This window comes from Microbacterium sp. B35-30, assembly GCF_010634855.1.
Classification (GTDB): Bacteria; Actinomycetota; Actinomycetes; order Actinomycetales; family Microbacteriaceae; genus Microbacterium.
This window is the reverse complement of sequence record NZ_MWLQ01000011.1, coordinates 181,548-206,291: the sequence shown is the minus strand read 5'-3', so window position 1 is coordinate 206,291 and position 24,744 is coordinate 181,548. Positions and strand designations below refer to the sequence as shown.

Sequence of the window (24,744 nt, the reverse complement as noted above, 5' to 3'; positions counted from 1 at the left end):
ACGGACCGGTAGGCTCGTCTGCGCACTCGGTGCCCGGGGGCGGTGGCCAAGCTGGTCAAGGCAGCGGGCTCATAACCCGACGATCGTGGGTTCAAGTCCCACCCGCCCTACGAGTGGAAGACCGCCGCTGCCCGAAGGGTTGCGGCGGTCTTCCACTCGGAGAACGGGTGTCGTCGAGAACGCACCTGTGGGTGGCCCACGCCACCGAAGGCAATTCGTTCGCACCCCTTACTTTCGGAGGGAGGGACCTGTTGGCGCACTGGTTGTTGCGTGTAGCGTCAGCGGCAGCAACTGTCCCTTGCGCCTGGGAGGCGAACAATGAAGTTCCTGCAACGGCTCGGTAGATCGATCATGCTCCCGGTGGCGGTGCTGCCGGTGGCCGCGATCCTTTCGGGCCTCGGATTCTGGATCAGCAATGGCGGCAAGAGCCCCAACATCGTGTCGGCGTTCCTCGGCGCTGCCGGCGGATCCCTGCTCGACAACATGGCGCTGCTGTTCGCCGTCGGCATCGCGCTGGGGATGGCCCAGAAGTCCGACGGCACCTCGGCGCTGGCGGGACTCGTGTCCTGGCTCGTGGTGACGACGCTCCTCAAGCCGGAAACGGTGGCGCTCTACACCGGCGTGGCCGACGTCAACGAGGTCGACCCCTCCTTCCTGAGGGTGCAGAACGTCTTCATCGGCATCATCTGCGGCCTGATCGGCGCGTTCTGCTACAACCGCTTCAAAGACACCAGGCTGCCGGACGCGCTGTCGTTCTTCTCGGGCAAGCGCTCGGTCGCGATCGTCACGGCGGGCATCTCGCTCGTCGTCGCCATCGTGCTGTACTTCGTCTGGCCGTGGGTCTACGGCGGACTCGTCACCTTCGGCGAGTGGATCGTCACGCTTGGCCCCTTCGGCACCGGCATCTACGGCTTCCTGAACCGGCTGCTCATACCCGTGGGCTTGCACCACGCACTCAATTCCGTGTTCTGGTTCGACGTCGCCGGCATCAACGACCTCAACAACTTCCTTTCCGGCGAAGGCACTTACGGGGTCACCGGCCAGTACATGACCGGGTTCTTCCCCATCATGATGTTCGGTCTGCCCGGTGCGGCCCTCGCGATGTACCTGACGGCCAGGACCACGCGCAAGAAGCTCGCCTACGGCATCCTGCTCGCCGGCGCCATCTCGTCGTTCTTCGTCGGCGTGACGGAGCCGCTCGAGTTCGCCTTCATGTTCCTGGCCCCGGTCCTGTACGTCACGCACGCGCTGTTCACCGGCATCTCGATGGCGATCAGTCAGATACTGCCGGTGCGCATGGGCTTCGGGTTCTCGGCCGGGTTCGTCGACCTCGTGCTCAACTGGATGAACCCGATGGCGCAGAACCCCTGGCTCATCCCGGTGATGGGCGTGTTCTGGTTCTTCATCTACTTCGGGGTGTTCTACTTCTTCATCAAGCGGTTCAACCTGAAGACCCCCGGGCGCGAGGATGACGACATCCTCGGCGAGGGCACCGAGTACGACACGCACGCAGCCGACGACAAGTACCTCATCACCGGCAGCCGCTTCATCGATGCACTCGGAGGAAAAGCGAACATCCTCGAACTCGAGAACTGCGCCACACGATTGCGGATGGAGATCGACGACCCGAGCAAGGTCGACGAAACCGCTCTCAAGCGCGCCGGGGCGGCGGGCACGATGAAGCCCGGCGGCAAATCGGTGCAGGTCGTCTACGGAACGAACGTGCAGTTCGTGAAGGACGCGATGGAGCAGATCATCGCGGGAGAGGTCGCGGTGCCGGCTGGCGCCGCGCCGGAACCATCCATCGCTCCCGCCGCGGGCTCCACCGCGGTGCTCACCGACACCCCGGCCACCACGACCGTGAGGCTGCGCCAGCCGCTCGAGGGACGGGTGGTGCCGCTGTCCGCGGTACCCGATCCGACCTTCGCGCAGGGCATCATGGGGCCGGGCGTCGCGATCGAGCCGACCGGCGACACGGTGGTCGCTCCCGCCGACGGCACTATCGGGGCGACGTTCGACAGCAGCCACGCCGTGGCGCTCGTGCTGGGCGACGGCACGGAGCTGCTCATCCACGTCGGCATCGACACCGTCGGCATGAAGGGTGACGGCTTCCAGACACTGGTCGAGAAGGGCCAGAAAGTCACAGCCGGCACGCCGCTGCTCCGCTTCGACCTGGCGAAGATCCAGGCGGCGGGTCATCCGTCGATCACTCCGGTGATCGTGCTGAACAACGAGAACGCCGCCGTCACGTTCGAGTGACGCCCGCGCGACCCACGATGAAGGGGACGGATGCCTCGGTGTGAGGCATCCGTCCCCTTCACATCGCGTTGCCGATGTACGAGTACTTGACGAACACCTCGGGTGCGAGGCCGGCCTCCTCCAGGACGCCCTGCACGGCGCTCAGCATGTAGCTGGAGTCCCAGCCCATGTAGAGCGAGTGCTCATCGTCGAGCCGATCCCACTGGCCATTCCACGACTGCGCCGTGTACACCGGGCCGCCACGTCGCGCGCTGTATGCGACGACGGCTTCACGCGCGTCGGCCCACAGTCGCTTGAAGACGCGGTTGAAGAGGTATTTGACGTCCGGTACCTCCCAATGCTCGCCGCAGTACTCCACGTACGACCACTCGCGGTGCCATCCCGGCGGCCAGCCGCGCCGGCGCACGGCGTCGAGGATGGGGGTCAGACCGTCGTCGTCGATCGCCGGCCCGCCGGGGCGCTTCCACACCTTGACGAAGCGCTCGGTCAGCTGCGTCGACCGCTGGGAGATCGCGGCGGTTCCCCAGGCGGGAAGTTCGGCGAGTGCGGCTGTCGTCCCGACGGCACTGCGGGCGTAGAGCGCACGCTTCTCAGGGAACGAGCGGTCGAAGGCGCGCAGCGCGAGGTCCTCCTCGAGCACTGTGAGGTTGCCGATGGTGTTCGCGAGGGCGCGATGGCTGTTCTGCTCATCTTCGCTGTACGAGGCCCACGCGCGCACACCGTCGCCCGACCACGCGTCGCCGGGCGCGATCGGGAAGATGTGCTCGACATCGAGGCCGCCGGCTCCGTCGACCCCGGCGAGACGGCCCAGCACATACGACGCGTGGGGCAGCTCGGAGTACTTCAGCGCCACAGCGACGCGCTCGTCCGAGGGGGTGATGCGGGAGATCGCCGACACCAGTGCGTCCCTGCCCTGTTCGCGCGCACGGCACAGACGCGCGACCAGTCGCTCGACGCCCGTGCCGACGATCGAGCGGCGCACCAGCAGCGACTGCACCATCTCGAGTGTCTCGATGAGCTCCTCGCGGGCGACGGCGCCCAACTCGAAGTCGCGGTACACGCGCATGACGAGCGGGTACATCCCCGTGCCGAACGTGCTGAGGTACGACAACTCGCGCGCGAGCTCAGCATCCGGGGCCTCGCTCGGGTGCAACAGCACGCGATACACCCGGGACAGCTCACGCCATTCGTCGGCGTGACGCACCAGGTCGGCGAACTCCAGCCGGGGGAACTCGTGCCGGAACGCCTCGTACACGCCGCGTCCGCCGACGACCGTCACCTCACGGCCGGTTGTCATGACCAGGTACTGCCGCCAGAACGCGGCGATGGCGTCGCCGGTGTTCTGCTCGATGGCCTGCCAGTACTCGGCTTCGATCTCACGCTGCTCGGCATGATTGAGGCCCATCAGCACGTAGTTGTGGATCAGCTCGTGGTCGCGCAGCGGTTCGCCGGTGGAGTTGAGGCTTTCGAAGATCTGCTGCGCATTGGCGCCGGCGCCCAGCGTGATCGCCACGTGCTCGAGCTTCTGCAGGCCGCGCCAGATGTGGGGTGCCTCGTCGAGGCTGATCTGACTGCGGAAGAACGCGTAGTTGTCGTCGAACCGCGAGTCGCGCTGCTCGTCGGGCGGCAGCGGCAGATCGAGCACCACGCGCTCGAAGACGGACGCCCAGGCCCGATGCGGTCGCAGCTTGGTGCGCGTCGCGTCGTGCGAGTGCACCAGCACGCGCTGCAGCTGGTCGGCGAGATCGGTATCGGTCTCACGAACAGTGTGGTGCAGGGCCGCGACGAGCAGCATGAGGGTCGTCGTGCGCTGCTGGCCGTCGATGAGCACAAGCTCGGCTTCCTCGCCTGCGCCGCTTGCCGACGAGAGGATCGAGCCGATGAAGTGCATGTGGCGATCATCGAGATCGGCCACCGCGCGGATGTCCGAGAGCAGCTGCTCGCACCCGCCGATGTCCCACCGGTACTGCCGCTGGTAGACCGGAACGACGATCGTCCAGTCCGCGGCCGAGAGCCATCCGATGGTGTTGACCGCAGTGGCGTCGACATTCGTGGCAGTGACCATGGCCTGTCCAGTCTAAAGGCGGTGCACCCCGCCGACCCGGCGCCGCCGGCGTGCGCCGGTTATTCACGGCGCGGTCCACGGGCCGCTTCGGGGGCCCGATGTAGGCTTGCCTAAGTTGAGCCTGTTAAAACGTGCTGGCTCACTGACCGAAAGGCATGATTCGTCATGGGTTACATCAAGTCTGCCGCTCTCGATGAGACCGGCTTCGTGGTCCTCGACTCCTACGATCGGGAGCTCGACCCGAAGGAATGGCTCTCCATCGAATACGTCGACTGGAAGTCGTCGGGTGACACCCGGTTCGCGCCGCTCGCATCCGCCAAGGGCGAGATCGAGTGCAACGGGTTCTGGAACCACACGCCCCCGCGCACCGACAAGGACGGCGTCTGGATCCCCTCTCAGGTCGAGAAGGCGCCGGAGATGACGCGCCGCGCACAGGAGCCCGGCGCGAACGTCGGGCGTTGCCGTGTCATCGAGCTGCAGCCCAACACGTACGCCGACGCGCTGTACAACCTGCACCAGGACGACAACAACCGACTCAACCCGGACGGCACGGGCTGGGTCGTGCGCGGCTTCTTCAACCTCACCGACGACAAGACCAGCTACTTCGTGCTGCGCGAGAACCGCACCGACCCGAGCATCGAGTACCGCGTGGCACTGCCCGCCGGCGCTCAGCTCATCGTCGACACGCAGCGGCTGTGGCACGCCGTGCATCACAACGGTGAAGAGCCGCGCTACTGCCTCATCACGTCGTGGGAGTCCGGCCCCGAGCTCGACGCCTACATCGAGAAGTACCACGGCAAGCCGACGACCGAGTACGTCGACGTGCCGCAGGACGTGCTCGACGCCGGCCAGGCGGAGCAGGCGCGTCGCGATGCCGCTCGCGCCGCGTACTACGCGGCCAAGGGCAAGGTCGAAGTCCAGGCGATGAGCGAGGCCTGAGCCTCCGCATCTCCGACCGGAAGGGCGGGGAAATCACACTCTTGTGATTCCCCCGCCCTCTCGGCAATAATGGGCGGCAGCACAACCGAACAGCACGTCATGAACACCTTCACAGGTCGTAGGGGAAGACGCACCTGACGAACGGAGAGATCATGGCGACACAAAAGGCGCGTGGGGTGATCTTCATCCACTCCGCGCCAAGAGCGTTGTGCCCGCACCTCGAGTGGGCAGTCGGACGAGCGCTGGGTCGAGCGGTCAGCTTCGAATGGGCAGATCAGCCGGTTCTCACCGGCAGCCGCCGGGCGGAGTTCTACTGGGAGGGCCCGGCCGGCACCGGTTCGGCGCTTGCGACAGCGATCCGCGGCTGGGAGCATCTGCGCTTCGAGGTCACCGAGGATCCCACCCCCCGCAGCGACGGCGGCCGCTGGCTGCACACGCCGGGGCTCGGCATCCACTATGCGCAGACCGACAGCGCCGGCAATGTCGTCATCGGCGAGGACCGCATCCGCTACGCCATGGAGATCGCCGGCGGCGACGCATTCGAACTGCGTCGCGAGCTCGACATCGCCCTCGGCGCCGCCTGGGACGAGGAGCTCGAGGCGTTCCGGCACGCGAGCGACGACGCGACCGTCGTCTGGCTGCACAAAGTCGGCTGAACACAGACGCAGGCGGCGCGGGGCGCCACTACCGAGGCTCGGAGGCCATGAATCCCGGGCAGCGGGACCGCGAACCACCGCCTGGCACGACAGACGCCCCCGGTCTGGTCCCTGAGCTCGTCGCAGGGTCCCGGGGGCGTCTTCGTTGCATCGCAGCGGCTGCGACCGAGGCCTCAGATCGAGGCGAATGCCGCGACCGCGTTGTGACCGCCGAAGCCGAACGAGTTGCTGATCGCGAGGTGCGGCCCGTCGCCCAGCGGCGCGGGCGCGCTCGAGATGCGGAACGGCACCGCGGGATCCTGCGTCGTCAGGTTGATGGTCGGGGGAGCGACCCGCTCCTGCAGTGCCAGCACGGTGAAGATCGCCTCGAGCGCACCGGTGCCGCCGAGCAGGTGGCCGGTCGATGCCTTGGTGGCCGACACCGGGATCTCGTCGATACGGTCGCCGAAGACCGAGCGCAGGGCGGTGTACTCGTTCGGGTCGCCGACAGGCGTCGAGGTGGCGTGCGCGTTGATGTGCGTCACGTCGTCGGGCGAGGCATCCGCCATCTCGAGCGCGAGGCGCACGGCGCGCGAAGCCCCCAGGCCCTCGGGATCATTCGCGGTGATGTGGTACGAGTCCGCGGTGACGCCGCCGCCTGCCGCGACAGCGTAGATCTTCGCACCGCGCGCCCGGGCGTGCTCTTCGGTCTCGAGGATCAGCACCGCCGCACCCTCGCCCATGACGAAGCCGTCACGGTCCACGCTGCAGGGCCGCGACGCGGTCGCGGGGTCGTCGTTGCGACGGGACAGCGCCTGCATCGAGGAGAACGCGGCGATGGTCACCGGGTGGATGACGGACTCGGTACCGCCGGCGATGACGACGTCGGCATAGCCGGCGCGGATGTGCTCGATCGCGTTGACGATCGACTCCGTGCTCGACGCACAGGCGCTCGCGACGGTGCGCGCATAGGCGCGGGCGTTGAAGTGGAGGGAGAGGTTTCCGGCAGCCGCGTTCGGCATGAGCATGGGGACCGTCATCGGCAGAACGCGGCGCGGGCCCTTCTCGCGCAGCGTGTCCCACCCGTCGAGCAGCGTGTGCAGCCCGCCGATGCCGGTGGCGAAGTCGACGCCGAGCCGCTCCGGGTCGATCTCGGGGCTGCCGGCGTCGGCCCACGCCTCCATCGCCGCGACGAGCGCGAACTGCGACGAAGGGTCGAGGCGCTTGGCGATGGGACGCTCGAGCACGGTGTCGGGGCGCACCTTCGCCTCTGCGGCGAAGCTCACCGGCAACTGGTACTGCTCGACCCAGTCGTACTCGAGGGTGCGGGCGCCGGAGACGCCCTCCAGGAGCGCGGACCAGCTCTCGGGTGCCGTGCCGCCCAGCGGCGACGATGCACCGATGCCGGTCACGACGATGCGGGAGTTGCTCATGTCGTTGTGAATCCTCGTGGATGCGCCGGTGGGGGCCGCGGCCCCCACCGGGGGGTTTACGCCTGGTTCGACGTGATGAAGGTGACGGCGTCGCCGACGGTCTTGAGGTTCTTGACCTCGTCGTCGGGGATGGTGACGCCGAACTTCTCCTCGGCGTTGACGACGATCGTCATCATCGAGATCGAGTCGATGTCGAGGTCGTCCGTGAACGACTTCTCGAGGGCGACCTCGTCGGCCGAGATGCCGGTCTCGTCGGTGATGAGCTCCGCGAGTCCGGCGAGGACCTCGTCGTTGGTGAATGCCATGGGGTTCTCCTGTTTTCTAGGGGTTTGCGGGGGGCCCGAACGGGCCGTCTCAGTCTAGGGTCGGGCTCCGCCGGGTCAGGGGAGCACCACCACCTGCGCGCCGAACACGAGGCCGGCACCGAAGCCGATCTGCAGTGCGAGGCCGCCGCTGAGCTCGGGGTGCTCCTCGAGCAGCCGGTGGGTGGCGAGTGGGATCGATGCGGCGGAGGTGTTGCCGGTGGTCTCGATGTCGCGACCGATCAGCACCGTGTCGGGCAGCTTCAGCTGCTTGGCGAACTCGTCGATGATGCGCATGTTGGCCTGGTGGGGCACGAAGGCGGCGAGGTCGGATGCCTCGACCCCCGCAGCCTCGAGCGCCTGACGCGCGACCTTCACCATCTCCCACACGGCCCAGCGGAAGACCGTGGGGCCCTCCTGGCGCAGCGTGGGCCAGGGGGCGATGCCGTCGCGGAACTCGGTCAGCGAGTGGTTCATGCCCACCGCGTCGGCCTTGGAGCCGTCCGAGCCCCACACCGTCGGGCCGATCCCGGGCGCGTCGCTCGGGCCGATCACCACTGCGCCCGCGCCGTCACCGAGGAGGAATGAGATGCTGCGGTCAGTCGGATCGACGACGTCGCTGAGCTTCTCGGTGCCGATGACCACCGCGTAGTGTGCGGCGCCCGCACGGATGAGGGCGTCCGCCTGCGCGACGCCGTAGGCGAAGCCCGCGCATGCGGCGTTCAGGTCGTATGCGGCGGCGGGATTCGCCCCCACGCGGTCTGCCACGATCGCCGAGACCGAGGGCGTCTGCTTCGGGTTGCTGATGGTCGCCACGATGACGGCGTCCACCTGCGACGGGTCGACGCCGGAGCGCTCGATCGCCTCGCGAGCAGCATCCGTCGCCAGGTCGATGGCATCCGTCCCAGCCACCGCACGCGCGCGCGTGACGATGCCGGTGCGCTGGCGGATCCACTCGTCGCTCGAATCGATCGGACCGATCAGGTCGTCGTTCGGCACGGCGATCTCGCCACGGGCGGCGCCGTACGCGTAGATGCGCGTGTGGGCGACACCGGTGGGCTGGACGAGGATGGGGGTCATTCGGATACTCCGGTCATGCGTCGACGGCCACCAGGGCGGTGGCGGCGTCCAGGTCAGCGGGCGTCTTGACGGCGACCGTCGGTACCCCGCGGAGCGCGCGCTTGGCGAGCCCGACGAGCGTTCCGGCGGGGGACAGCTCCACGATGCCCGACACACCCGCATCGGCGAAGGACGACATGCAGAGATCCCAGCGCACCGGCGAGGCGACCTGGTCGACGAGCAGGTCGACGAAATCACGGCCCGACGCCACTGCTGAGCCGTTGCGGTTGGTCCAGAGCCGAATGCCCGGATCTGATGCCGCGACCTCGGCAGCGGCGGCGCGCAGCGTCTCGACGGCCGGCGCCATGTACCGGGTGTGGAAGGCCCCCGCCACCTGGAGGGGAATCACCCGCGTGCCGGCGACCGGCGCCGCCGCGAGTGCCTGAAGCGCGTCGAGCGCGCCGGCGACGACGAGCTGGCCGCCGCCGTTGTAATTGGCCGGCGCGAGGCCGAGCTCGTCGAGGCGTGCGACGACGGCTGCCTCGTCGCCGCCGATCACCGCGCTCATACCCGTCTCGGCAGCGGCGGCGGCCTCGGCCATCGCGCGGCCGCGGATGCCGACGAGCGTCAGCGCGGTCTGCTCGCTGAGGACGCCGGCCGCGGCGGCTGCGGCGAACTCGCCGACGGAGTGACCTGCGACGCCGGCGATGCGCTCACGCTCGGGGAGCGCGTTCCATGACAGCAGGCTCGCGGCGACGATGAGGGGCTGGGCCACCTGCGTGTCGCGGATGCGGTCCGCATCCCACTCCGTGCCGGCGGCCACGAGGTCGACGCCCGACCACTCGGAGTACTGCGCGAGGCGATCGGCTGAGCCGTCCGCGTCGAGCCAGGGTGTCAGGAAGCCGGGGGACTGGGAGCCTTGCCCTGGGAATACCGCGATTCTCACCGTTCCATCCTGTCAAGGATCTGGAGGGTGGTTCTGGCGACACCGTCACAAGAATGACGGATGCCTTTGTGCAAGGTCCACACGTCGGGCCGGCGACGACGTCAGACGGCGCCGCGCCGAGGCGTCGGCGGGCGTCGGCGGGCGGCATCCGTCCCGATGGAGCCGAGGATGAGCGCGGTCTGCAGGATCAGCGCCTCGCGGGGTCCCGTGGCATCCCAGCCGATCACCTCGGACACGCGCTTGAGCCGGTAGCGGACGGTGTTGGGGTGCACGAACAGCTCGCGGGCGGTCGCCTCGAGCGATCGCCCGTTGTCGAGGTAGGCCCACAGCGTCGTGACCAGGTCGGCGCTGTGCGCCTGCAGCGGCCGGTAGATGCGATCCACGAGGGTGATCTTCGCGAGGGGGTCGCCGGCGAGGGCGCGCTCGGGGAGCAGGTCATCGGCCTCGACCGGGCGCGGGGCGTGGCGCCACGCCCTCGCGACCGCGAAGCCGGCAAGCGCCGCCCGGGCACTCTGGCTCGCGTCCACGAGTGCGGGCACCGTGGGACCGAGCACGAGGTAGCCGGCACCGAATCCGGGTTCGAGCCGCCGCGCGATCTCCGCGAAGGGCAGGTCGACCACGGCGTCGTCGGCGATCGCCGACAGGTCGGCGCGCCCCACGACCAGCACGAGGCGAGAGCCCTGCACCCCGATCAGCACGTCGACGCCGAGCTTGCGTGCCGTGCGCCGCAGCTGGTCGACGTCGAACTGGGGGGGAGTGGTGCCCACCAGCACCGCGACCTCGCCGTGACCGTGCCAGCCGAGCGCGGCGATGCGGCTCGGCAGCTCCTCGTCGGCCTCTCCCGTGAGGATGGAGTCCACCACCAGCGCCTCGAGCCGCGCATCCCAGAGGCCCCGGGCCTCCGCCGCGCGGGCGTACACGTCCGCCGCGGCGAAGGCGACCTCGCGCGAGTACAGCAGGATCGCCTCGCGCAGATGCTCGCCTTTGCCGGCGACCCGCTCCTCGGTGACCTCGACCGTCACCCGGATCAGCTGCAGCGTCTGCGTGAGACTCACGCTCCGCAGCAGCTCGCGAGGAGCGGCGGCGAAGATGTCGGCGGCGATCCACGGGGTCGACTCGGGATCGTCGTACCACTGGATGAACGAGGTGATGCCGGCCTGTGCCACCAGCCCGACCGCGGAGCGGCGGGCCGGTGGCATCTCGGCGTACCAGGGCAGCGTGTCATCGAGACGCTTGATGGTGACGGTGGCGAGGTCGCCCGAGATGCGTCGCAACCAGGCGAGCGTCTCGGTCTTGTCCATCACCTCGGTGGGCCTGCCCATCGGCGGGTCAGCTCTCGCCGCCCGCGTTCCCGCTCGTTCCGGCCGTCACATCGTGCAGGCGGTACTTCTGGATCGCCTGTGCCGCGAGGCTGCGGTCGACCACGCCCTCTTCGGCCAACGACTGCAGCGTGCGGACGACGACCGACGGACCGTCGATCTTGAAGAAGCGACGGGCGGCGGCTCGCGTGTCCGAGAACCCGAAGCCGTCGGCGCCGAGGGTCGCGAACCGGTTCGGCACCCACGGACGGATCTGATCCTGCACCGCGTGCATGAAGTCGCTCACCGCGACGACCGGGCCGGCGGCATCCTTCAGCTTGTCGGTGAGGTACGCGGTGCGTGCCTCTTCTTCCGGGTGGAGGAAGTTGTGCTCATCCGCCGCCAGACCGTCGCGGCGCAGCTCGCTCCACGAGGTCACCGACCAGACATCCGCCTGCACGCCCCAGTCCTCGCGCAGCAGCTGCTGCGCTTCGAGCGCCCACGGCACCCCGACGCCGGACGCGAGGATCTGCGCCTTCGGGCCTTCGCCCTCCGCGGTCGAGATGCGGTGGATGCCGCGCACGATGCCGTCGACGTCCACCCCTTCCGGCTCCGCCGGCTGCACCAGCGGCTCGTTGTACACCGTGAGGTAGTACATGACGTTCGGGTCGGGGTGGTTGCCGCCGTACATGCGCTCGATGCCCGAGCGGACGATGTGCGCGATCTCGTAGCCGTAGGCCGGGTCGTACGACAGCGTCGCCGGGTTGGTGGAGGCCAGCAGCGGCGAATGGCCGTCGGCGTGCTGCAGTCCCTCGCCGGTGAGCGTGGTGCGTCCCGCCGTCGCGCCGATGATGAAGCCGCGTGCCATCTGGTCGCCCGCCGCCCACTGCGCGTCGCCGGTGCGCTGGAACCCGAACATCGAGTAGAAGACGTACACCGGGATCAGCGGCTCGCCGTGCGTGGCATACGAGGTGCCCGCGGCGGTGAACGCCGCCACGGCGCCGGCCTCGTTGATGCCGACGTGGATGATCTGGCCCTGCGGGCTCTCCTTGTACGCCAGCAGCAGCTCGCGGTCGACGGAGGTGTAGTTCTGGCCGTGCGGGTTGTAGATCTTCGCCGTCGGGAAGTACGCGTCCATGCCGAACGTGCGCGCCTCGTCGGGAATGATCGGCACGATGCGGTGGCCGAAGTCCTTCGCCCGGAGCAGATCCTTGAGCAGCCGGACGAACGCCATCGTGGTGGCGATCTCCTGCGTGCCCGAGCCCTTCTTCGGCAGTGCGTACGCCTCGTCGCCGGGCAGCTGCAGGCCGACGTGGTGCGTGCGGCGCTCCGGCAGGAAGCCGCCGAGCGCGCGGCGGCGCTCCAGCATGTACTGGATCGTCTCGTCGTTGCTGCCCGGGTTGTAGTACGGGGGCAGGTACGGGTTCTCGTCCAGCTGCGCGTCCGAGATGGGGATCCGCATGGAGTCCCGGAAGTACTTGAGGTCCTGGAGCGTCATCTTCTTCATCTGGTGGGTCGCGTTGCGACCCTCGAAGTGATGACCGAGCCCGTAGCCCTTGATCGTCTTCGCGAGGATGACGGTGGGCTGGCCCTTGTGCTCGGTGGCTGCCTTGTAGGCGCCGTAGACCTTGCGGTAGTCGAGGCCGCCACGGCGCAGCTTGCCCCAGATGTCGTCGTCCGACCAGTCCTTCACGAGGGCCGCGGTGCGCTCGTCGCGCCCGAAGAAGTGCTCGCGGATGAACGCGCCGTCCTCGGCGCGGTAGGTCTGGAAGTCACCGTCGGGCGTCGTGTTCATGAGGTGCACGAGCGCGCCGTCCGTGTCCTTCGCGAGCAGCTCGTCCCAGCCGCTGCCCCACACGACCTTGATGACGTTCCAGCCGGCGCCGCGGAAGAAGCTCTCGAGCTCCTGGATGATCTTGCCGTTGCCGCGGACCGGGCCGTCGAGACGCTGGAGGTTGCAGTTGACGACAAAGGTCAGGTTGTCCAGGCCCTCGTTCGCGGCGACCTGCAGCTGTCCGCGGCTCTCGACCTCGTCCATCTCGCCGTCGCCGAGGAACGCCCAGACATGCGAGTCGGCGGCGTCCTTGATCCCGCGATTGGTGAGGTACTTGTTCGTCATCGCCTGGTAGATGGCGTTGATCGGTCCGAGACCCATCGAGACCGTCGGGAACTGCCAGTACTCCGGCATGAGCCGGGGGTGCGGGTACGACGGCAGCGCGTTCGGCGCCTTCGACTTCTCCTGGCGGAAGCCGTCGAGCTGCTCCGATGTCAGACGCCCCTCGAGGAACGAGCGGGCGTAGATGCCGGGGGAGGCGTGGCCCTGGATGAAGATCTGGTCGCCGCCGTTCGGGTCGTCCAGACCCCGGAAGAAGTGGTTGAAGCCGACTTCATACAGCGACGCCGACGAGGCGTACGTCGAGATGTGGCCGCCGACGCCGATGCCGGGGCGCTGCGCTCGGTGCACCGTGACCGCGGCGTTCCAGCGGATCCACCGGCGGTAGCGTCGCTCGAGCTCCTCGTCGCCCGGGAACTCGGGCTCGTTCTCGGGGGCGATCGTGTTGATGTAGTCCGTGGTGGGAACCTGCGGGACGTTCAGCTGCAGCTCGTGCGAGGTCTGCAGCAGGCTCAGCATGATCTCTCGGCCACGTCCGTGGCCCTTCGCCTGCACGAGCTGCTGGAGGGACTCCTGCCACTCGGAGGTCTCATCGGGATCGCTGTCGAGGGGTTCCTGCGAGTACGGATCCTGATCGTTGACAGTCACAGAAGACCTTTCGTCGTCTGGCAGATCGTGCCAGGGAATCGCTACCGGAGCGGGGCAGGCTTTGTCAGCCGTGCACAACGCACCATCTGCCAGCCTAGCGAGTTCGAGACGCAACGGACGCACCTCGTAGACTGACAGCGAGGGCCTTTAGCTCAGCTGGTAGAGCGCCACGTTTACACCGTGGATGTCGTCGGTTCGATCCCGGCAGGGCCCACCGTCGTCCTCATCCCCGGTCCGGCCGCGGATCGTCGTCGCTGTCGTCGCGCTGGTGTGAGACGACATGCGGCAGCGCGAACTCCTCGTAGCCGGGCTGGCCGATCTTCGAGTGCCGGTGCGAGTAGGCGAAGTAGATCGCGAAGCCGATGACGAGCCACACCAGGAATCGCAGCCAGGTCTCGACGGTGAGGTTGAGCATCAGGTACACGCAGATGGCCGCCGAAAGCGCGGGCAACCACGGGTTGAACGGCACGCGGAACGCGCGCGGCAGGTCGGGCCGCTTGCGGCGCAGGACGATCACGCCGACCGAGACGAGCACGAAGGCAGAGAGCGTGCCGATGTTCACCATCTCCTCGAGGAGCCCGACCGGGGTGAATCCCGCGACGACGGCGACCACGATCGTGACGATGATCGAGATGAGCCAGGGCGTGCGGTACCGGGGGTGCACCTTCGCGAGGCCCATCGGCAGCAGCGCATCGCGGGACATCGCGAAGATGATGCGCGTCGCACCGATGAGGAGCGTCAGCACGACGGTCGTGAGACCGGCGACGGCGCCGGCCGAGATCAGGGTGGCCATCCAGGTCTGCCCGTGGAACGCGAACGCGTTGGCCAGGGCGGCCGCGGGGTCCAGGTCCTGGTAGGGGACCATGCCGGTGACGACGAGCGCGACGGCGCAGTAGAGCAGCGTGCAGATCACCAGCGACGCGATGATGCCGATCGGCAGGTCGCGCTGCGGATTGCGCGTCTCCTCCGCGGTCGTCGCGACGACGTCGAAGCCGATGTACGCGAAGAACACGAGTGCAGCGCCCGCGAAGATGCCGCCCACGCCGAAGGCGGTCGGCTCGATGCCCGAGAAGAACTGCAGCAGCGGCTGGCTCAACCCGGTCGGTGCATCGGTCGGTGCGGGGGCGGGGACGAACGGCGACCAGTTGGCGGGGTTCACGAACAGGATGCCGGCGACGATCACGAACAGCACGATGAAGAGCTTCACGGCGACGAGGACCATGTTCACCCTCAGCGACTCCTTGATGCCGAAGGTCATGAGCCCGCCGAGCACCAGCACCAGCAGGATGGCCATGAGGTCGACGGTGCCGCCGTATCCGATCTCGGGCGGGATCGGCATCCCGAGCTGATCGAGAAGCGTGCCGAGATACGCGCTCCATCCCTGCGCGACCACGCTCGCCCCCAGGAACATCTCGAGGATGAGGTCCCACCCGATGATCCAGGCGAACAGCTCGCCGAGTGACGAGTACGAGAAGGTGTACGCCGACCCCGACACCGGCACGGTCGAGGCGAATTCCGCGTAGCAGAGCGCGGCGAGGGTGCAGGCGATCGCGGCCACCGCGAAGCTCAGGACGATCGCCGGGCCGGCGACCTCGTGGGCGGCCCGGCCGGTGAGCGTGAAGATCCCTGCCCCGATCACGACGCCGATGCCGAAGACGGTCAGGTCGAGTGCTGTCAGCGACTTTTTGAGCCGGAACTCCGGTTCATCGGTGTCGGCGATGGACCGTTCGACGGACTTCGTACGGAGAACGCCCATGATGCGCGCCTTTCGTCAGCGGAAGGACCGGTCGTCGAATGCTAGCCCCCGCCGATCACGGCGTCGATGCCCACGGTAGGTTGGACACGTGAAAGCCAGCCCCGCAGACCAGCGCCGCCTCGTCGAGGTCGCCCAGCTCGACGCCAGGATCCGCCGGGCCGAGAACGCCCGCAAGAACCCGCCGCAGGCCGGTCGCGTCCAGGAGCTGCTCGGACGCCGTCAGCAGCTGTCGCAGGAGCTCACCACCCGCCTGGGCGCCCGTGACGACCTCCGCACGGAACTGTCCCGCATCGAATCCGACGTCGCCGTGGTCGATGCCCGTGCCGCACGGGACGCGCAGCGGCTCGCGGCGTCCACCAATTCGAAGGAGGCGCAGGGGTTCGAGAGCGAGCTCGCCGCGCTCGCGCGACGTAAGAACGACCTCGAAGACGCCGAGTTGGCGATCATGGAGCGACTCGAGCTCGCGGACGCGGCCGTCGCCGAGCAGGAGTCGCTCATCGCGGCGACCAACGCCGAGGGAGCCGAGCTCAGCGCCGACGGCAAGCGCGCCGTCGCCGAGGCGACGGCGGCCTTCGAAGCCGCGACCCGTGACAGGGCCGCGATCGCCGGCGCCCTGCCCGCCGATCTGATCTCGCTGTACGACCGTGTGGCCGTGCGCAGTGCCGGCGCGGCCCTCCTTCGCCGCCGCACCTGCGAGGGCTGCAACATGGTGCTCGCCGGCACCGACCTGCAGGTGCTGCGCCAGTCGCCCGAGGACGAGGTCGTCACGTGCCCCGAATGCGGCTGCCTGCTGGTGCGCGACGATGATTCCGGACTGTGACGGAATCCGGGCTGTGAGCCCAGCCGGGCAGTGCCGTCGTGGGCGCAGCTGACGCGCCCGCCTGGATCGTCCTCGGACGGACCGCTCGCGGGGCGCACGTCATCCGGCTCGACGACGCCGCCGCCGAGCTGGACCGCGACGAGGTCGATCAGGGCGCGCTGACGTCCTGGATCGCCGACGCCGAGGCGCGCTGGGCGCCTCGCTGGGTCTGGCACGACACGCCGCAGTGGTATACGGCGCTGCTCGCCGCCGGAGTCCGGATCGCCCGCTGCCACGACCTGCGGCTCTGTCACGCCATCCTGAGGGATTCGGCGCTGGTCGACGAGTCGGCCGTGGTGCGCCGGGCGGTGGAATGGGATGCCGCACCACACGTCGACGCGGCGGACGCGGCGCCCACGCTGTTCGATCTCGAGCACGGGCAGCGTCCCGCCGGGCCCCCGTCCGATGTCGAGGCTGCCCTGGCCGAGTTCCGGCGCCAGCGCGCTGCGGTCTCGGACAGCAGCGGGGCCGGCCGGCTGCGCCTGCTGACCGCGGCGGAGTCGGCGGGCGCGCTCATCGCCACCGAGCTCCGGGCTGCAGGGCTCCCGTGGGACGCCGCCGCGCATGACCGGATCCTCGTCGAGACGCTGGGGGAGCGCCGTCCCGGTGGCGGCCAGCCGGCGAAGCTCGCGGACGCCGCGGAGCGCGTGCGTGCAGCGCTCGGAGACCCGACGGCGAGCCTCGACTCGCAGCCGAAACTGCTGCGGGCGCTGCACCGCGTCGGCGTGCTGGTCGAGTCCACGAGCCGGTGGGAGCTCGCCGAGCAGCGGCATCCGGTCATCGAGCCGCTCCTCGAGTACAAGAAGCTCTCGCGGCTGCTCTCCGCCAACGGGTGGGTCTGGCTCTCGGAATGGGTCGCCGACGGGAGGTTCCGCCCCGTCTTCGTCCCCGGTGGCGTCGTCACCGGCCGCTGGGCGTCCTCCGGCGGAGGCGCTCTCCAGCTTCCACGCCAGTTGCGGGAGGCCGTGCGCGCCGATCCCGGCTGGCGGCTGGTCGTGGCCGACGTCGCGCAGCTGGAGCCGCGCGTGCTGGCCGCGATGGCGAGCGACACCGCCCTCGCCGCGGCGGCGCGCGGCCGAGACCTCTACGCGGGCATCGTGGACAGCGGTGCCGTCGCCACCCGTCAGGAGGCCAAGATCGCCCTCCTCGGCGCCATATACGGTGCCACGACGGGCGAATCCGGCCGCCTCGTTCCGCGCCTGCGCCGTGCCTACCCGCGCGCGATGGGCCTGGTGGATGACGCGGCGCGCGTCGGCGAAGACGGCGGCGTGGTCTCGACCTGGCTCGGCCGCAGCTCGCCGGCTCCCTCGCCGGAGTGGTCGGCCGCGCAGTCCCGCGCGACCGAGGCCGAGGCATCCGGAGCGGAAGAGACCCGTGCGAGGAGGTGGGCCCGCGATCGTGGCCGGTTCACACGCAACTTCGTCGTACAGGGCACCGCCGCCGAGTGGGCGCTGGCGTGGCTGGCCGACCTGCGGGGACGTCTGGCCGCCCTCCCGCCCGTGCCGGCCGGGCGCGCCGCGCCGCGGTCGGGTCCCGCCTTCGCACGACAGCCGCATCTGGCGTTCTTCCTCCACGACGAGGTGATCGTGCACACGCCTGAAGAGCATGCCGAAGCGGCCGCGCAGGCGGTGACGGATGCCGCAGCCGCCGCGGGGCGTCTGCTGTTCGGCGACTTCCCGCTCGACTTCCTGCTGGACGTGCGCATCGCCGAGACCGCTCAGAAGGACTGACGCGAAGCCGGCACCCGGCCCGCGACGGTAGACTCGCGGGGCGAATGGGTCGGCTGGACGGTCGCGTCGCGGGCGGTTCGCCGCCGCGCGCCGAGGAACGTCCGGGCTCCGCAGGGCAGGGCGGTGGGTAACACCCACCCGGAGCGATCCGCGAGACAGTGCCACAGAGAGCAGACCGCCGGGACTTCGGTCCCGGTAAGGGTGAAAGGGTGGTGTAAGAGACCACCGGGGTCGTGGTGACACGACCCGCACGGCAAACCTCGCCCGGAGCAAGGCCAGACAGGGGATGATGACGCGGCCCGCCGAGTCCCCGGGTAGGCCGCTGGAGCGGCACGGCAACGTGTCGCCGAGAGAGATGACCGTCCACGGGGCTCACGCCCCCGGACAGAACCCGGCGTACAGGCCGGCCCATTCGCCCTCTCCGCCGGCCCCCGTCGCGAGAAGCATCCGGCGGGCGCGACCTCAGACGACGGGCCGCCCCGCGAGGGCCGCGGCACCGATGATGCCCGCGTTGTTGCGGTGCACCGCCGGAACGATCGGCGTCTTGAGCTCGAGCAGGTGCAGGAACTTGTCGGCGTGCTTGGAGACGCCGCCGCCGACGACGAAGAGGTCCGGGCTGAACAGGAACTCGATGTGGCCGTAGTACCACTGCAGCCGCTTGGCCCACTGCTCCCACGTGAGCTCGTGCCGCTCCATCGCCGAGTAGGCCGCGTACGCCTCGGCATCCTTCCCGTGCCGGGCGCGCTGCACGTGCCCGAGCTCCGAGTTGGGGACGAGCACGCCGTCGTAGAGCAGCGCGGAGCCGATCCCGGTGCCGAGGGTGGTGAGGATGGTGAGCCCGTCCCGGTCCTTCGCGGCCCCGTAGCGCACCTCCGCGACGCCCGCGACATCCGCGTCGTTGGCGAAGTGGATGTCGCGACCGAGGCCGTCTTCGAAGAACTTCTCCGCCTCGAAGTCGATCCACTGGTCGGAGACGTTGGCGGCCGACAGCGTGCGGCCGTGCTTGACGATCGCCGGGAAGGCGACCCCGAGCGGGACCGACTGGTCGTCGGCGACGCCGAGGGTCGAGAGGACTTCGGTGACCGCGGCGAGCACGTCCGGCGGGTGCGCCCCTTCGGGGGTGGCGACCTTGACGCGGTCGCTGATCAGCTCGCCTCGATCGAGGTCCACGATGCCCGCCTTGATGCCGGTGCCGCCGATGTCCACGCCGACGGCGCGTGCCGCGTCAGATGCCATGCCGACAGCCTATCGAGGCGGACACGGCGGCCGCGGAGCGGCCCCCGTCAGTAGGATCGTGCTGACGGCGACCAGCCCCGCGATCCGAGGAGGGCACGATGACGCACGACAGCGAGAAGTACTGGTACAACCTCAAGACCGGCGAGGTCGAGAAGGGCTTCGAGTCGCCCGCTCCGGACCGCGCCGGCCCGTTCGACACCCCGGAGGAGGCCGCGAAGGCCCCCGAGGTGATCCGCGAGCGTGCGCGCGCGTGGGCGGCCGAGGAGGCGCGTGAGGACTCCTGGGGTTCGGACACCGTGTCGGGAGCCCCTCGCGACGAGCAGTAGTCTGGCTTCGACCGCGGTCAGTCAGCCACGGTCGGCGATTCCGGCACCGGAGAGGACGCGATGGACAAGCAGCGTGACTTCGTTCTGAGAACCATCGAAGAACGAGGCGTGAAGTTCGTACGGCTGTGGTTCACAGACGTGATCGGCACGTTGAAGTCCGTGGCCATCGCACCCGCAGAGGTCGAGGGCGCCTTCAGCGAAGGCCTGGGCTTCGACGGGTCCGCGATCGAGGGTCTGACGCGGTCGTACGAATCGGACCTGCTCGCGCACCCCGACCCCACCACCTTCCAGATCCTGCCCTGGCGGGGCGAGATCGACCCCACGGCGCGGATGTTCTGCGACATCACGACGCCCGACGGTCAGCCCGCCGTCGCCGATCCGCGCCATGTCCTGAAGCGAACGCTGGCGAAGGCCGCCGACGCCGGGTTCACGTTCTATACGCACCCGGAGATCGAGTTCTACCTCCTCAAGTCGTCGTCCTTCGGCACGGAGGGCCCTGAGCCGGTGGACTCGGCGGGGTACTTCGACAACGTACCCGGGGGCACGGCCCACGACTTCCGCCGGCGCTCCGTCCGCATGCTCGAAGACCTGGGCATCTCGGTCGAGTTCAGCCACCACGAGGGCGGCCCGGGTCAGAACGAGATCGACCTGCGCTACGCGGACGCCCTGACCACGGCGGACAACATCATGACGTTCCGCACCGTGATCAAAGAGGTCGCGATCGAGCAGGGCGTCTACGCCACGTTCATGCCCAAGCCGATGACCGGCAAGCCGGGCAGCGGGATGCACACCCACATGTCCCTGTTCGAGGGCGACGTCAACGCGTTCTACGAAGAAGGCGCGCAGTACCAGCTCTCGAAGGTCGGCCGGCAGTTCATCGCCGGCCTGCTCCGCCACGCGAACGAGATCTCGGCCGTGACCAACCAGTTCGTCAACTCCTACAAGCGGGTGTGGGGCGGCGACGAGGCTCCGAGCTTCATCTGCTGGGGTCACAACAACCGCTCCGCGCTGGTGCGGGTGCCGCTGTACAAGCCGAACAAGGGCCAGTCGTCGCGCGTGGAGTACCGCGCGCTGGACTCTGCCGCGAACCCCTACCTCTCGTACGCGCTCATGCTGGCTGCCGGCCTCAAGGGCATCGAAGAGGAATACGAGCTGCCCGCCGAGGCCGAGGACAACGTCTGGTCGCTGACGGATGGCGAGCGCCGGGCGCTCGGCTACGCGCCGCTGCCCGCCAGTCTCGACCACGCCCTGGAGTACATGGAGGAGTCCGAGCTCGTCGCTGAGACGCTCGGCGAGCAGGTCTTCAACTACGTTCTCCTGAACAAGCGACGCGAGTGGCAGGAGTATCGCTCCCAGGTCACGGCGTTCGAGCTCAAGAGCAACCTCGAGATGCTCTGAGACCGGCTGACGCATGTCCGCGAGCGATCGGCCGGGTTCGCTGACCCCGCTCGCCCGCCTGGGCTTCAGCCGTCTCACCGACGCCGAAGCACTCCTTGCGGAGCTGTCCGCGCTCGTCGAATTACCGCGGGATGCGCTGCTCGAGGGTGCCGGCCGCGCGGCCGACCCCGACGAGGCGCTGCAGGCACTGACCCGTCTGGCTCGGCGCGACGCCGCCCCCGTGCAGCGAGCGCACGCCCGACCCCGCGCCTGGCGGGCGCTCTGGGCACTGCTCGGGGCTTCGACCGGTTTCGGCGAGTTCTTCTTCCGGCATCCGTCCGAAGTCGATCAGCTCGCGGACGCGGGGGACCGGCTGCCCACGCCGGAGGAGCTCCGCGTCGAACTCCTGGACGCGATCGGAGCCGTCGACGGATTCGCCGCGGACGGCGGCGAGGGCGCCTGGGTCGCGCTCCGCGTCCGCTACCGCCGGATGCTCGCCCGGATCGCCGCGTACGACCTGCTGAGTCCCTCGCCGGTGGACGAGATCGCCGCGGTGTCGGCGCGGCTGGCGGATGCCGCGGGTGCGGCGCTGGAGGCATCCCTCGCGGTCGCCCGCACCCGGGTGTCGGGCGGCGCGGTCGGAGCCGGCCTCTTTCCGCACGAGCAGGTCGCACGGACCAAGCTCGCGATCATCGGGATGGGCAAGACCGGGGCGCGCGAGCTGAACTACGTCAGTGACGTCGACGTGATCTTCGTGGGGGGCGGAGACGACGACGCCCTCGAGCAGTTCGGCGAGAGCCGCATCGTCGACATCGCGACCCGCCTCGCGGTGCAGACGATGCGCGGCATCTCGGGCGTCGAGATCGAGCCGCCACTCTGGGAGGTCGACGCCAACCTGCGCCCGGAGGGCAAGCAGGGCGCGCTGGTGCGCACCCTCGACTCGCACCTGGCGTATTACGACCGGTGGGCGAAGAGCTGGGAGTTCCAGGCGCTGCTGAAGGCGCGTCCGATCGCCGGTGACGACGAGCTCGGCAGGGCCTACACCGCGGCGGTCCAGCCGAAGATCTGGACGAGCGCCGCACGCGAGAACTTCGTCGACAGCGTGCAGCGGATGCGCGAGCGGGTCACCGAGCACATCCCCGCGGCCGACGTGCCTTACCAGCTCAAGCTCGGCCCCGGAGGCATCCGCGACATCGAGTTCACGGTTCAGCTGCTGCAGCTCGTGCACGGGCTTTCCGACGACCGCATCCGCCAGCGCGGCACGCTCGAGGCGCTCGACGCCCTCGTGACGGAGGGCTACATCGGCCGGGCCGAGGCATCCGCCTTCTCCCGCGACTATCGCGTGCTGCGCCTGCTCGAACACCGGGTGCAGCTGCGTCATCTGCGCCGCACGCACCTCATGCCGGAGCGTCCGGAGGAGCGTCGCGCGCTCGCCCGCGCGAGCCGGCTCGCCGACACCGGCGCCGGCATCTGGGAGCTGTGGGAGTCGGTCAAGCGCGAGGTCCGCGACATCCACGTCCGCCTGTTCTATCGTCCGCTGCTGTCGGCCGTCGCGGCACTGCCGGCCGACGAGCGGGTGCTGTCCACCGCGCAGGCGCACGACCGCCTCGCCGCGATCGGCTTCTCCGACCCGGCCGGCGCCCTCCGCCACATCGCCGCGCTCACCAGCGGGGTGAGCCGCAAGGCCACCATCCAGCGCCACCTCATGCCCGTCATGATCCGATGGTTCGCCGACGGGGTCGACCCCGATTACGGTCTGCTGGCGTTCCGCCGACTCAGCGAACGCCTCGGCGACACCCACTGGTTCCTCCGCATGCTGCGCGACTCGTCGGGAGCCGCCGAGAGCCTCTCACGCGTGCTCTCGGGATCGCGGTACATCGGCGAGCTCATGGAGTGGATCCCTGAATCCGCGGCGTGGCTGGATGATCCCGAGCTCCTGCGCCCGCGATCGGGCCTCGCCCTCCAGCAGGAGGCGCGCGCGATCCAGACACGCCACGACACCGTCACCGATGCCACGCGCGCCGTCCGCGCGCTGCGACGACGCGAGCAGCTGCGGATCGCGATGGGGGCGATCCTCGGCACGGTGACGATCGAAGAGGTCGCCGAAGCGCTCACGACGATCACCGACGTGACGATCCAGGCGACGCTGCGAGCCGTGCGTCGCGACATCGTGCCGCCCGAAGACGCCGCGCTCGACTTCTCCGTCATCGCCATGGGCCGCTTCGGCGGCGCGGAGCTCGGCTTCGGTTCCGACGCCGATGTCATGTACGTCTATCGCCCGAACGGCGTCGACCCGCAGCGTGCGAACGAGCTGGCGTTGAAGCTCGTCGCGGCTCTCCGCACGTACTCCGAAGACCATCGTGTACCGCTCGAGCTCGATGCCGACCTGCGACCGGAGGGGCGCAACGGCCCGCTCGCGCGCTCGCTCGACGCGTATGCCGAGTACTACCGCCGGTGGGCGCTCTCTTGGGAGGCGCAGGCGCTGCTGCGTGCCCGCGGCGTCGCGGGCAGTGTGAAGCTCATCCGGGACTTTCTGCAGCTGGCGGACCAGGTGCGCTATCCGGAAAGCGTCGATCTCGCGGCGACCCGAGAGATCAAGCGGATCAAGGCGCGAGTCGAGAGCGAGCGCCTGCCGCAGGGCGTCGATCCGTCGCGGCACCTCAAGCTCGGCCCCGGTTCGCTGAGCGACGTCGAGTGGCTCGTACAGCTGCTCCAGCTGCAGCACGCCCACACGGTGCCCGAGATGCGCACCACCTCCACGCTCGGCGCCCTGCGCGCCGCGGAGCGCGCCGGTCTCATCCCGACGGCCGCCGCAGACCGTCTGGCCGAAGCCTGGCGGCTGGCGAGCCGCCTGCGCTCTGCCAACACGCTCCTCTCGGGCCAGACCAGCGATGTGCTCCCGGTGGACCGCGGGAAGCTCGACGGCATCGGCCGGCTCCTCGAGTACCCGCCGCGCTCGGCCACGCAGGTCGAGGAGGACTACCTCGGCACGACGCGACGCGCCCGCCGGGTCTTCGAGAAGCTGTTCTACGGCTAGGACGCCGGCGGCGGCATCCGGTGCTCGCCGGACGTGGCGTTCAGACGGGAGGGCACAGCGGGATGCCGTCGATGCGATCCCGCTCTTGCAGCGGTGCGGCATTGAGCGCCGCCACCACGCGGGCGGCGCGATCCCAGAACCGGGCGTAGTGGAGAGGGTCTGCGTTGATCTGCGTGAGGTGCGCCACCAGGGTCGGTTCTGTGGACACACGGTCGGGCACGCGCACCGTCATCGCGCGGTAGAAGATGCTCGCAGCCGTGTAGGGGTCGAGCCGTGCTTCACGGCTTCCCCAACTGTCCTGCTGCTGGAAGAGGCCGATGGAGGTGGTGCGCGAGCCGTCGGGATTCGTGACGCCGCTGGTCTCCCAGTCGCCGTAGTCGATGTTCCGCAGTGACGACTCACCCATGGCCGTCATGACCGCGATGGTCTGATCGCGTTCATCGAGGCCCAGGTCTCGACCGGCCGCCATGATCGTGCAGGCGTGCGCGAGCTGCTCGACCCCGTAGCCGGCGATTCCCGGCTCGCGGATCGACGGGGGAGCGAACGACGGGAAGAGGGCAGCATCATCCTGCTCGCTGGAGAACGCACTCGCCACGAATGCCGAAGCGATGAGGAACCCGACGAGGAACGTGACGGACACCGCGACGAATGCGACCAGCCCACCGCGTCGAGTCGACCCACGAGCGGCTCTTGCCCGATGCCGCGGCGGTCGCCGCCGAGCGGCTG

General features: G+C 69.3%; 18 protein-coding genes, 2 tRNA genes and 1 other RNA gene. 11 read left to right on the top strand and 10 right to left on the bottom strand.

Going from position 1 to position 24,744, the window contains the following annotated elements:
- Window positions 1-36: 36 nt before the first annotated feature.
- Together B2K11_RS05285 and nagE are read left to right on the top strand one after the other, a co-directional pair.
- A tRNA-Ile gene (locus tag B2K11_RS05285) sits at window positions 37-110 on the top strand.
- A gap of 208 nt (window positions 111-318) precedes the next feature.
- Window positions 319-2,259: an N-acetylglucosamine-specific PTS transporter subunit IIBC gene (gene nagE / locus B2K11_RS05280; protein WP_163617207.1), complete on the top strand. Its 1,941-nt coding sequence runs from the start codon at window positions 319-321 to the stop codon at window positions 2,257-2,259.
- Between the two features lie 58 nt (window positions 2,260-2,317).
- On the opposite strand, the gene B2K11_RS05275 is transcribed toward nagE, so the two are convergent.
- Window positions 2,318-4,324 carry a DUF262 domain-containing protein gene (locus B2K11_RS05275; protein ID WP_163617206.1) on the bottom strand — a complete coding sequence of 669 codons (2,007 nt, stop codon included), beginning with the start codon at window positions 4,322-4,324 and terminating at the stop codon, window positions 2,318-2,320.
- Between the two features lie 165 nt (window positions 4,325-4,489).
- Between B2K11_RS05275 and B2K11_RS05270 the strand changes: the two genes are divergently transcribed.
- Together B2K11_RS05270 and B2K11_RS05265 are read left to right on the top strand one after the other, a co-directional pair.
- A complete protein-coding gene (locus tag B2K11_RS05270) occupies window positions 4,490-5,263 on the top strand; it encodes a hypothetical protein (protein ID WP_163617205.1) in 774 nt (257 codons plus the stop codon).
- A gap of 152 nt (window positions 5,264-5,415) precedes the next feature.
- A complete protein-coding gene (locus tag B2K11_RS05265) occupies window positions 5,416-5,919 on the top strand; it encodes a DUF3145 domain-containing protein (protein ID WP_163617204.1) in 504 nt (167 codons plus the stop codon).
- 173 nt (window positions 5,920-6,092) lie between these two features.
- Here B2K11_RS05265 and B2K11_RS05260 read toward each other — a convergent pair whose 3' ends face one another.
- From B2K11_RS05260 to aceE, 6 genes are all read right to left on the bottom strand, one after another.
- Window positions 6,093-7,331: a beta-ketoacyl-[acyl-carrier-protein] synthase family protein gene (locus B2K11_RS05260; RefSeq protein WP_163617203.1), complete on the bottom strand. Its 1,239-nt coding sequence runs from the start codon at window positions 7,329-7,331 to the stop codon at window positions 6,093-6,095.
- A 56-nt stretch (window positions 7,332-7,387) separates the two neighbouring features.
- Window positions 7,388-7,636, bottom strand: a complete 249-nt coding sequence (locus B2K11_RS05255; RefSeq protein WP_013586517.1) for an acyl carrier protein — start codon at window positions 7,634-7,636, stop codon at window positions 7,388-7,390.
- 75 nt (window positions 7,637-7,711) lie between these two features.
- The gene (locus B2K11_RS05250; RefSeq protein ID WP_163617202.1) at window positions 7,712-8,713 is read right to left on the bottom strand and encodes a beta-ketoacyl-ACP synthase III; all 1,002 of its coding nucleotides are present in this window, start codon (window positions 8,711-8,713) and stop codon (window positions 7,712-7,714) included.
- Window positions 8,714-8,726: 13 nt separating this feature from the next.
- Window positions 8,727-9,638, bottom strand: coding sequence for an ACP S-malonyltransferase (locus B2K11_RS05245; protein ID WP_163617201.1), 912 nt, complete (start codon window positions 9,636-9,638; stop codon window positions 8,727-8,729).
- A gap of 101 nt (window positions 9,639-9,739) precedes the next feature.
- On the bottom strand, window positions 9,740-10,939 hold the full coding sequence (locus B2K11_RS05240; RefSeq protein ID WP_204260031.1) for a helix-turn-helix domain-containing protein: 1,200 nt from the start codon (window positions 10,937-10,939) through the stop codon (window positions 9,740-9,742).
- A gap of 28 nt (window positions 10,940-10,967) precedes the next feature.
- A complete protein-coding gene (aceE, locus tag B2K11_RS05235; RefSeq protein ID WP_163617199.1) occupies window positions 10,968-13,697 on the bottom strand; it encodes a pyruvate dehydrogenase (acetyl-transferring), homodimeric type in 2,730 nt (909 codons plus the stop codon).
- Window positions 13,698-13,838: 141 nt separating this feature from the next.
- Here aceE and B2K11_RS05230 point away from each other — a divergent pair.
- Window positions 13,839-13,911 (top strand) — tRNA-Val (locus B2K11_RS05230).
- A gap of 9 nt (window positions 13,912-13,920) precedes the next feature.
- Here the strand turns inward: B2K11_RS05230 and B2K11_RS05225 are convergent.
- Entirely contained in the window at window positions 13,921-15,453 is a 1,533-nt protein-coding gene (locus B2K11_RS05225; RefSeq protein WP_163617198.1) for an amino acid permease, read from the bottom strand.
- A gap of 88 nt (window positions 15,454-15,541) precedes the next feature.
- Here B2K11_RS05225 and B2K11_RS05220 point away from each other — a divergent pair, with 88 nt between their 5' ends.
- The 3 genes from B2K11_RS05220 (at window position 15,542) to rnpB (ending at window position 18,457) form a co-directional block, all read left to right on the top strand.
- The gene (locus B2K11_RS05220) at window positions 15,542-16,273 is read left to right on the top strand and encodes a C4-type zinc ribbon domain-containing protein (RefSeq protein ID WP_163617197.1); all 732 of its coding nucleotides are present in this window, start codon (window positions 15,542-15,544) and stop codon (window positions 16,271-16,273) included.
- Between the two features lie 38 nt (window positions 16,274-16,311).
- A complete protein-coding gene (locus B2K11_RS05215; protein WP_163617196.1) occupies window positions 16,312-18,042 on the top strand; it encodes a bifunctional 3'-5' exonuclease/DNA polymerase in 1,731 nt (576 codons plus the stop codon).
- 45 nt (window positions 18,043-18,087) lie between these two features.
- Window positions 18,088-18,457: RNase P RNA component class A (rnpB, locus tag B2K11_RS05210), an RNA gene on the top strand.
- A gap of 47 nt (window positions 18,458-18,504) precedes the next feature.
- On the opposite strand, the gene B2K11_RS05205 is transcribed toward rnpB, so the two are convergent.
- Window positions 18,505-19,278 carry an ROK family protein gene (locus B2K11_RS05205; protein WP_163617195.1) on the bottom strand — a complete coding sequence of 258 codons (774 nt, stop codon included), beginning with the start codon at window positions 19,276-19,278 and terminating at the stop codon, window positions 18,505-18,507.
- A 98-nt stretch (window positions 19,279-19,376) separates the two neighbouring features.
- On the opposite strand from B2K11_RS05205, the gene B2K11_RS05200 reads away from it, so the two are divergent.
- Genes B2K11_RS05200 through B2K11_RS05190 form a run of 3 tightly spaced genes read left to right on the top strand, consistent with a single transcriptional unit; the run spans window position 19,377 to window position 24,018 of the window.
- On the top strand, window positions 19,377-19,604 hold the full coding sequence (locus B2K11_RS05200) for an SPOR domain-containing protein (protein ID WP_163617194.1): 228 nt from the start codon (window positions 19,377-19,379) through the stop codon (window positions 19,602-19,604).
- 60 nt (window positions 19,605-19,664) lie between these two features.
- Window positions 19,665-21,002 (top strand): glutamine synthetase family protein, encoded by a 1,338-nt coding sequence (locus B2K11_RS05195; protein WP_163617193.1) that lies wholly within the window; start codon window positions 19,665-19,667, stop codon window positions 21,000-21,002.
- A gap of 13 nt (window positions 21,003-21,015) precedes the next feature.
- Window positions 21,016-24,018 carry a bifunctional [glutamine synthetase] adenylyltransferase/[glutamine synthetase]-adenylyl-L-tyrosine phosphorylase gene (locus B2K11_RS05190; protein ID WP_163617192.1) on the top strand — a complete coding sequence of 1,001 codons (3,003 nt, stop codon included), beginning with the start codon at window positions 21,016-21,018 and terminating at the stop codon, window positions 24,016-24,018.
- A 40-nt stretch (window positions 24,019-24,058) separates the two neighbouring features.
- On the opposite strand, the gene B2K11_RS05185 is transcribed toward B2K11_RS05190, so the two are convergent.
- The gene (locus B2K11_RS05185) at window positions 24,059-24,658 is read right to left on the bottom strand and encodes a peptidase M23 (protein WP_239525740.1); all 600 of its coding nucleotides are present in this window, start codon (window positions 24,656-24,658) and stop codon (window positions 24,059-24,061) included.
- Between the last annotated feature and the right edge of the window lie 86 nt (window positions 24,659-24,744).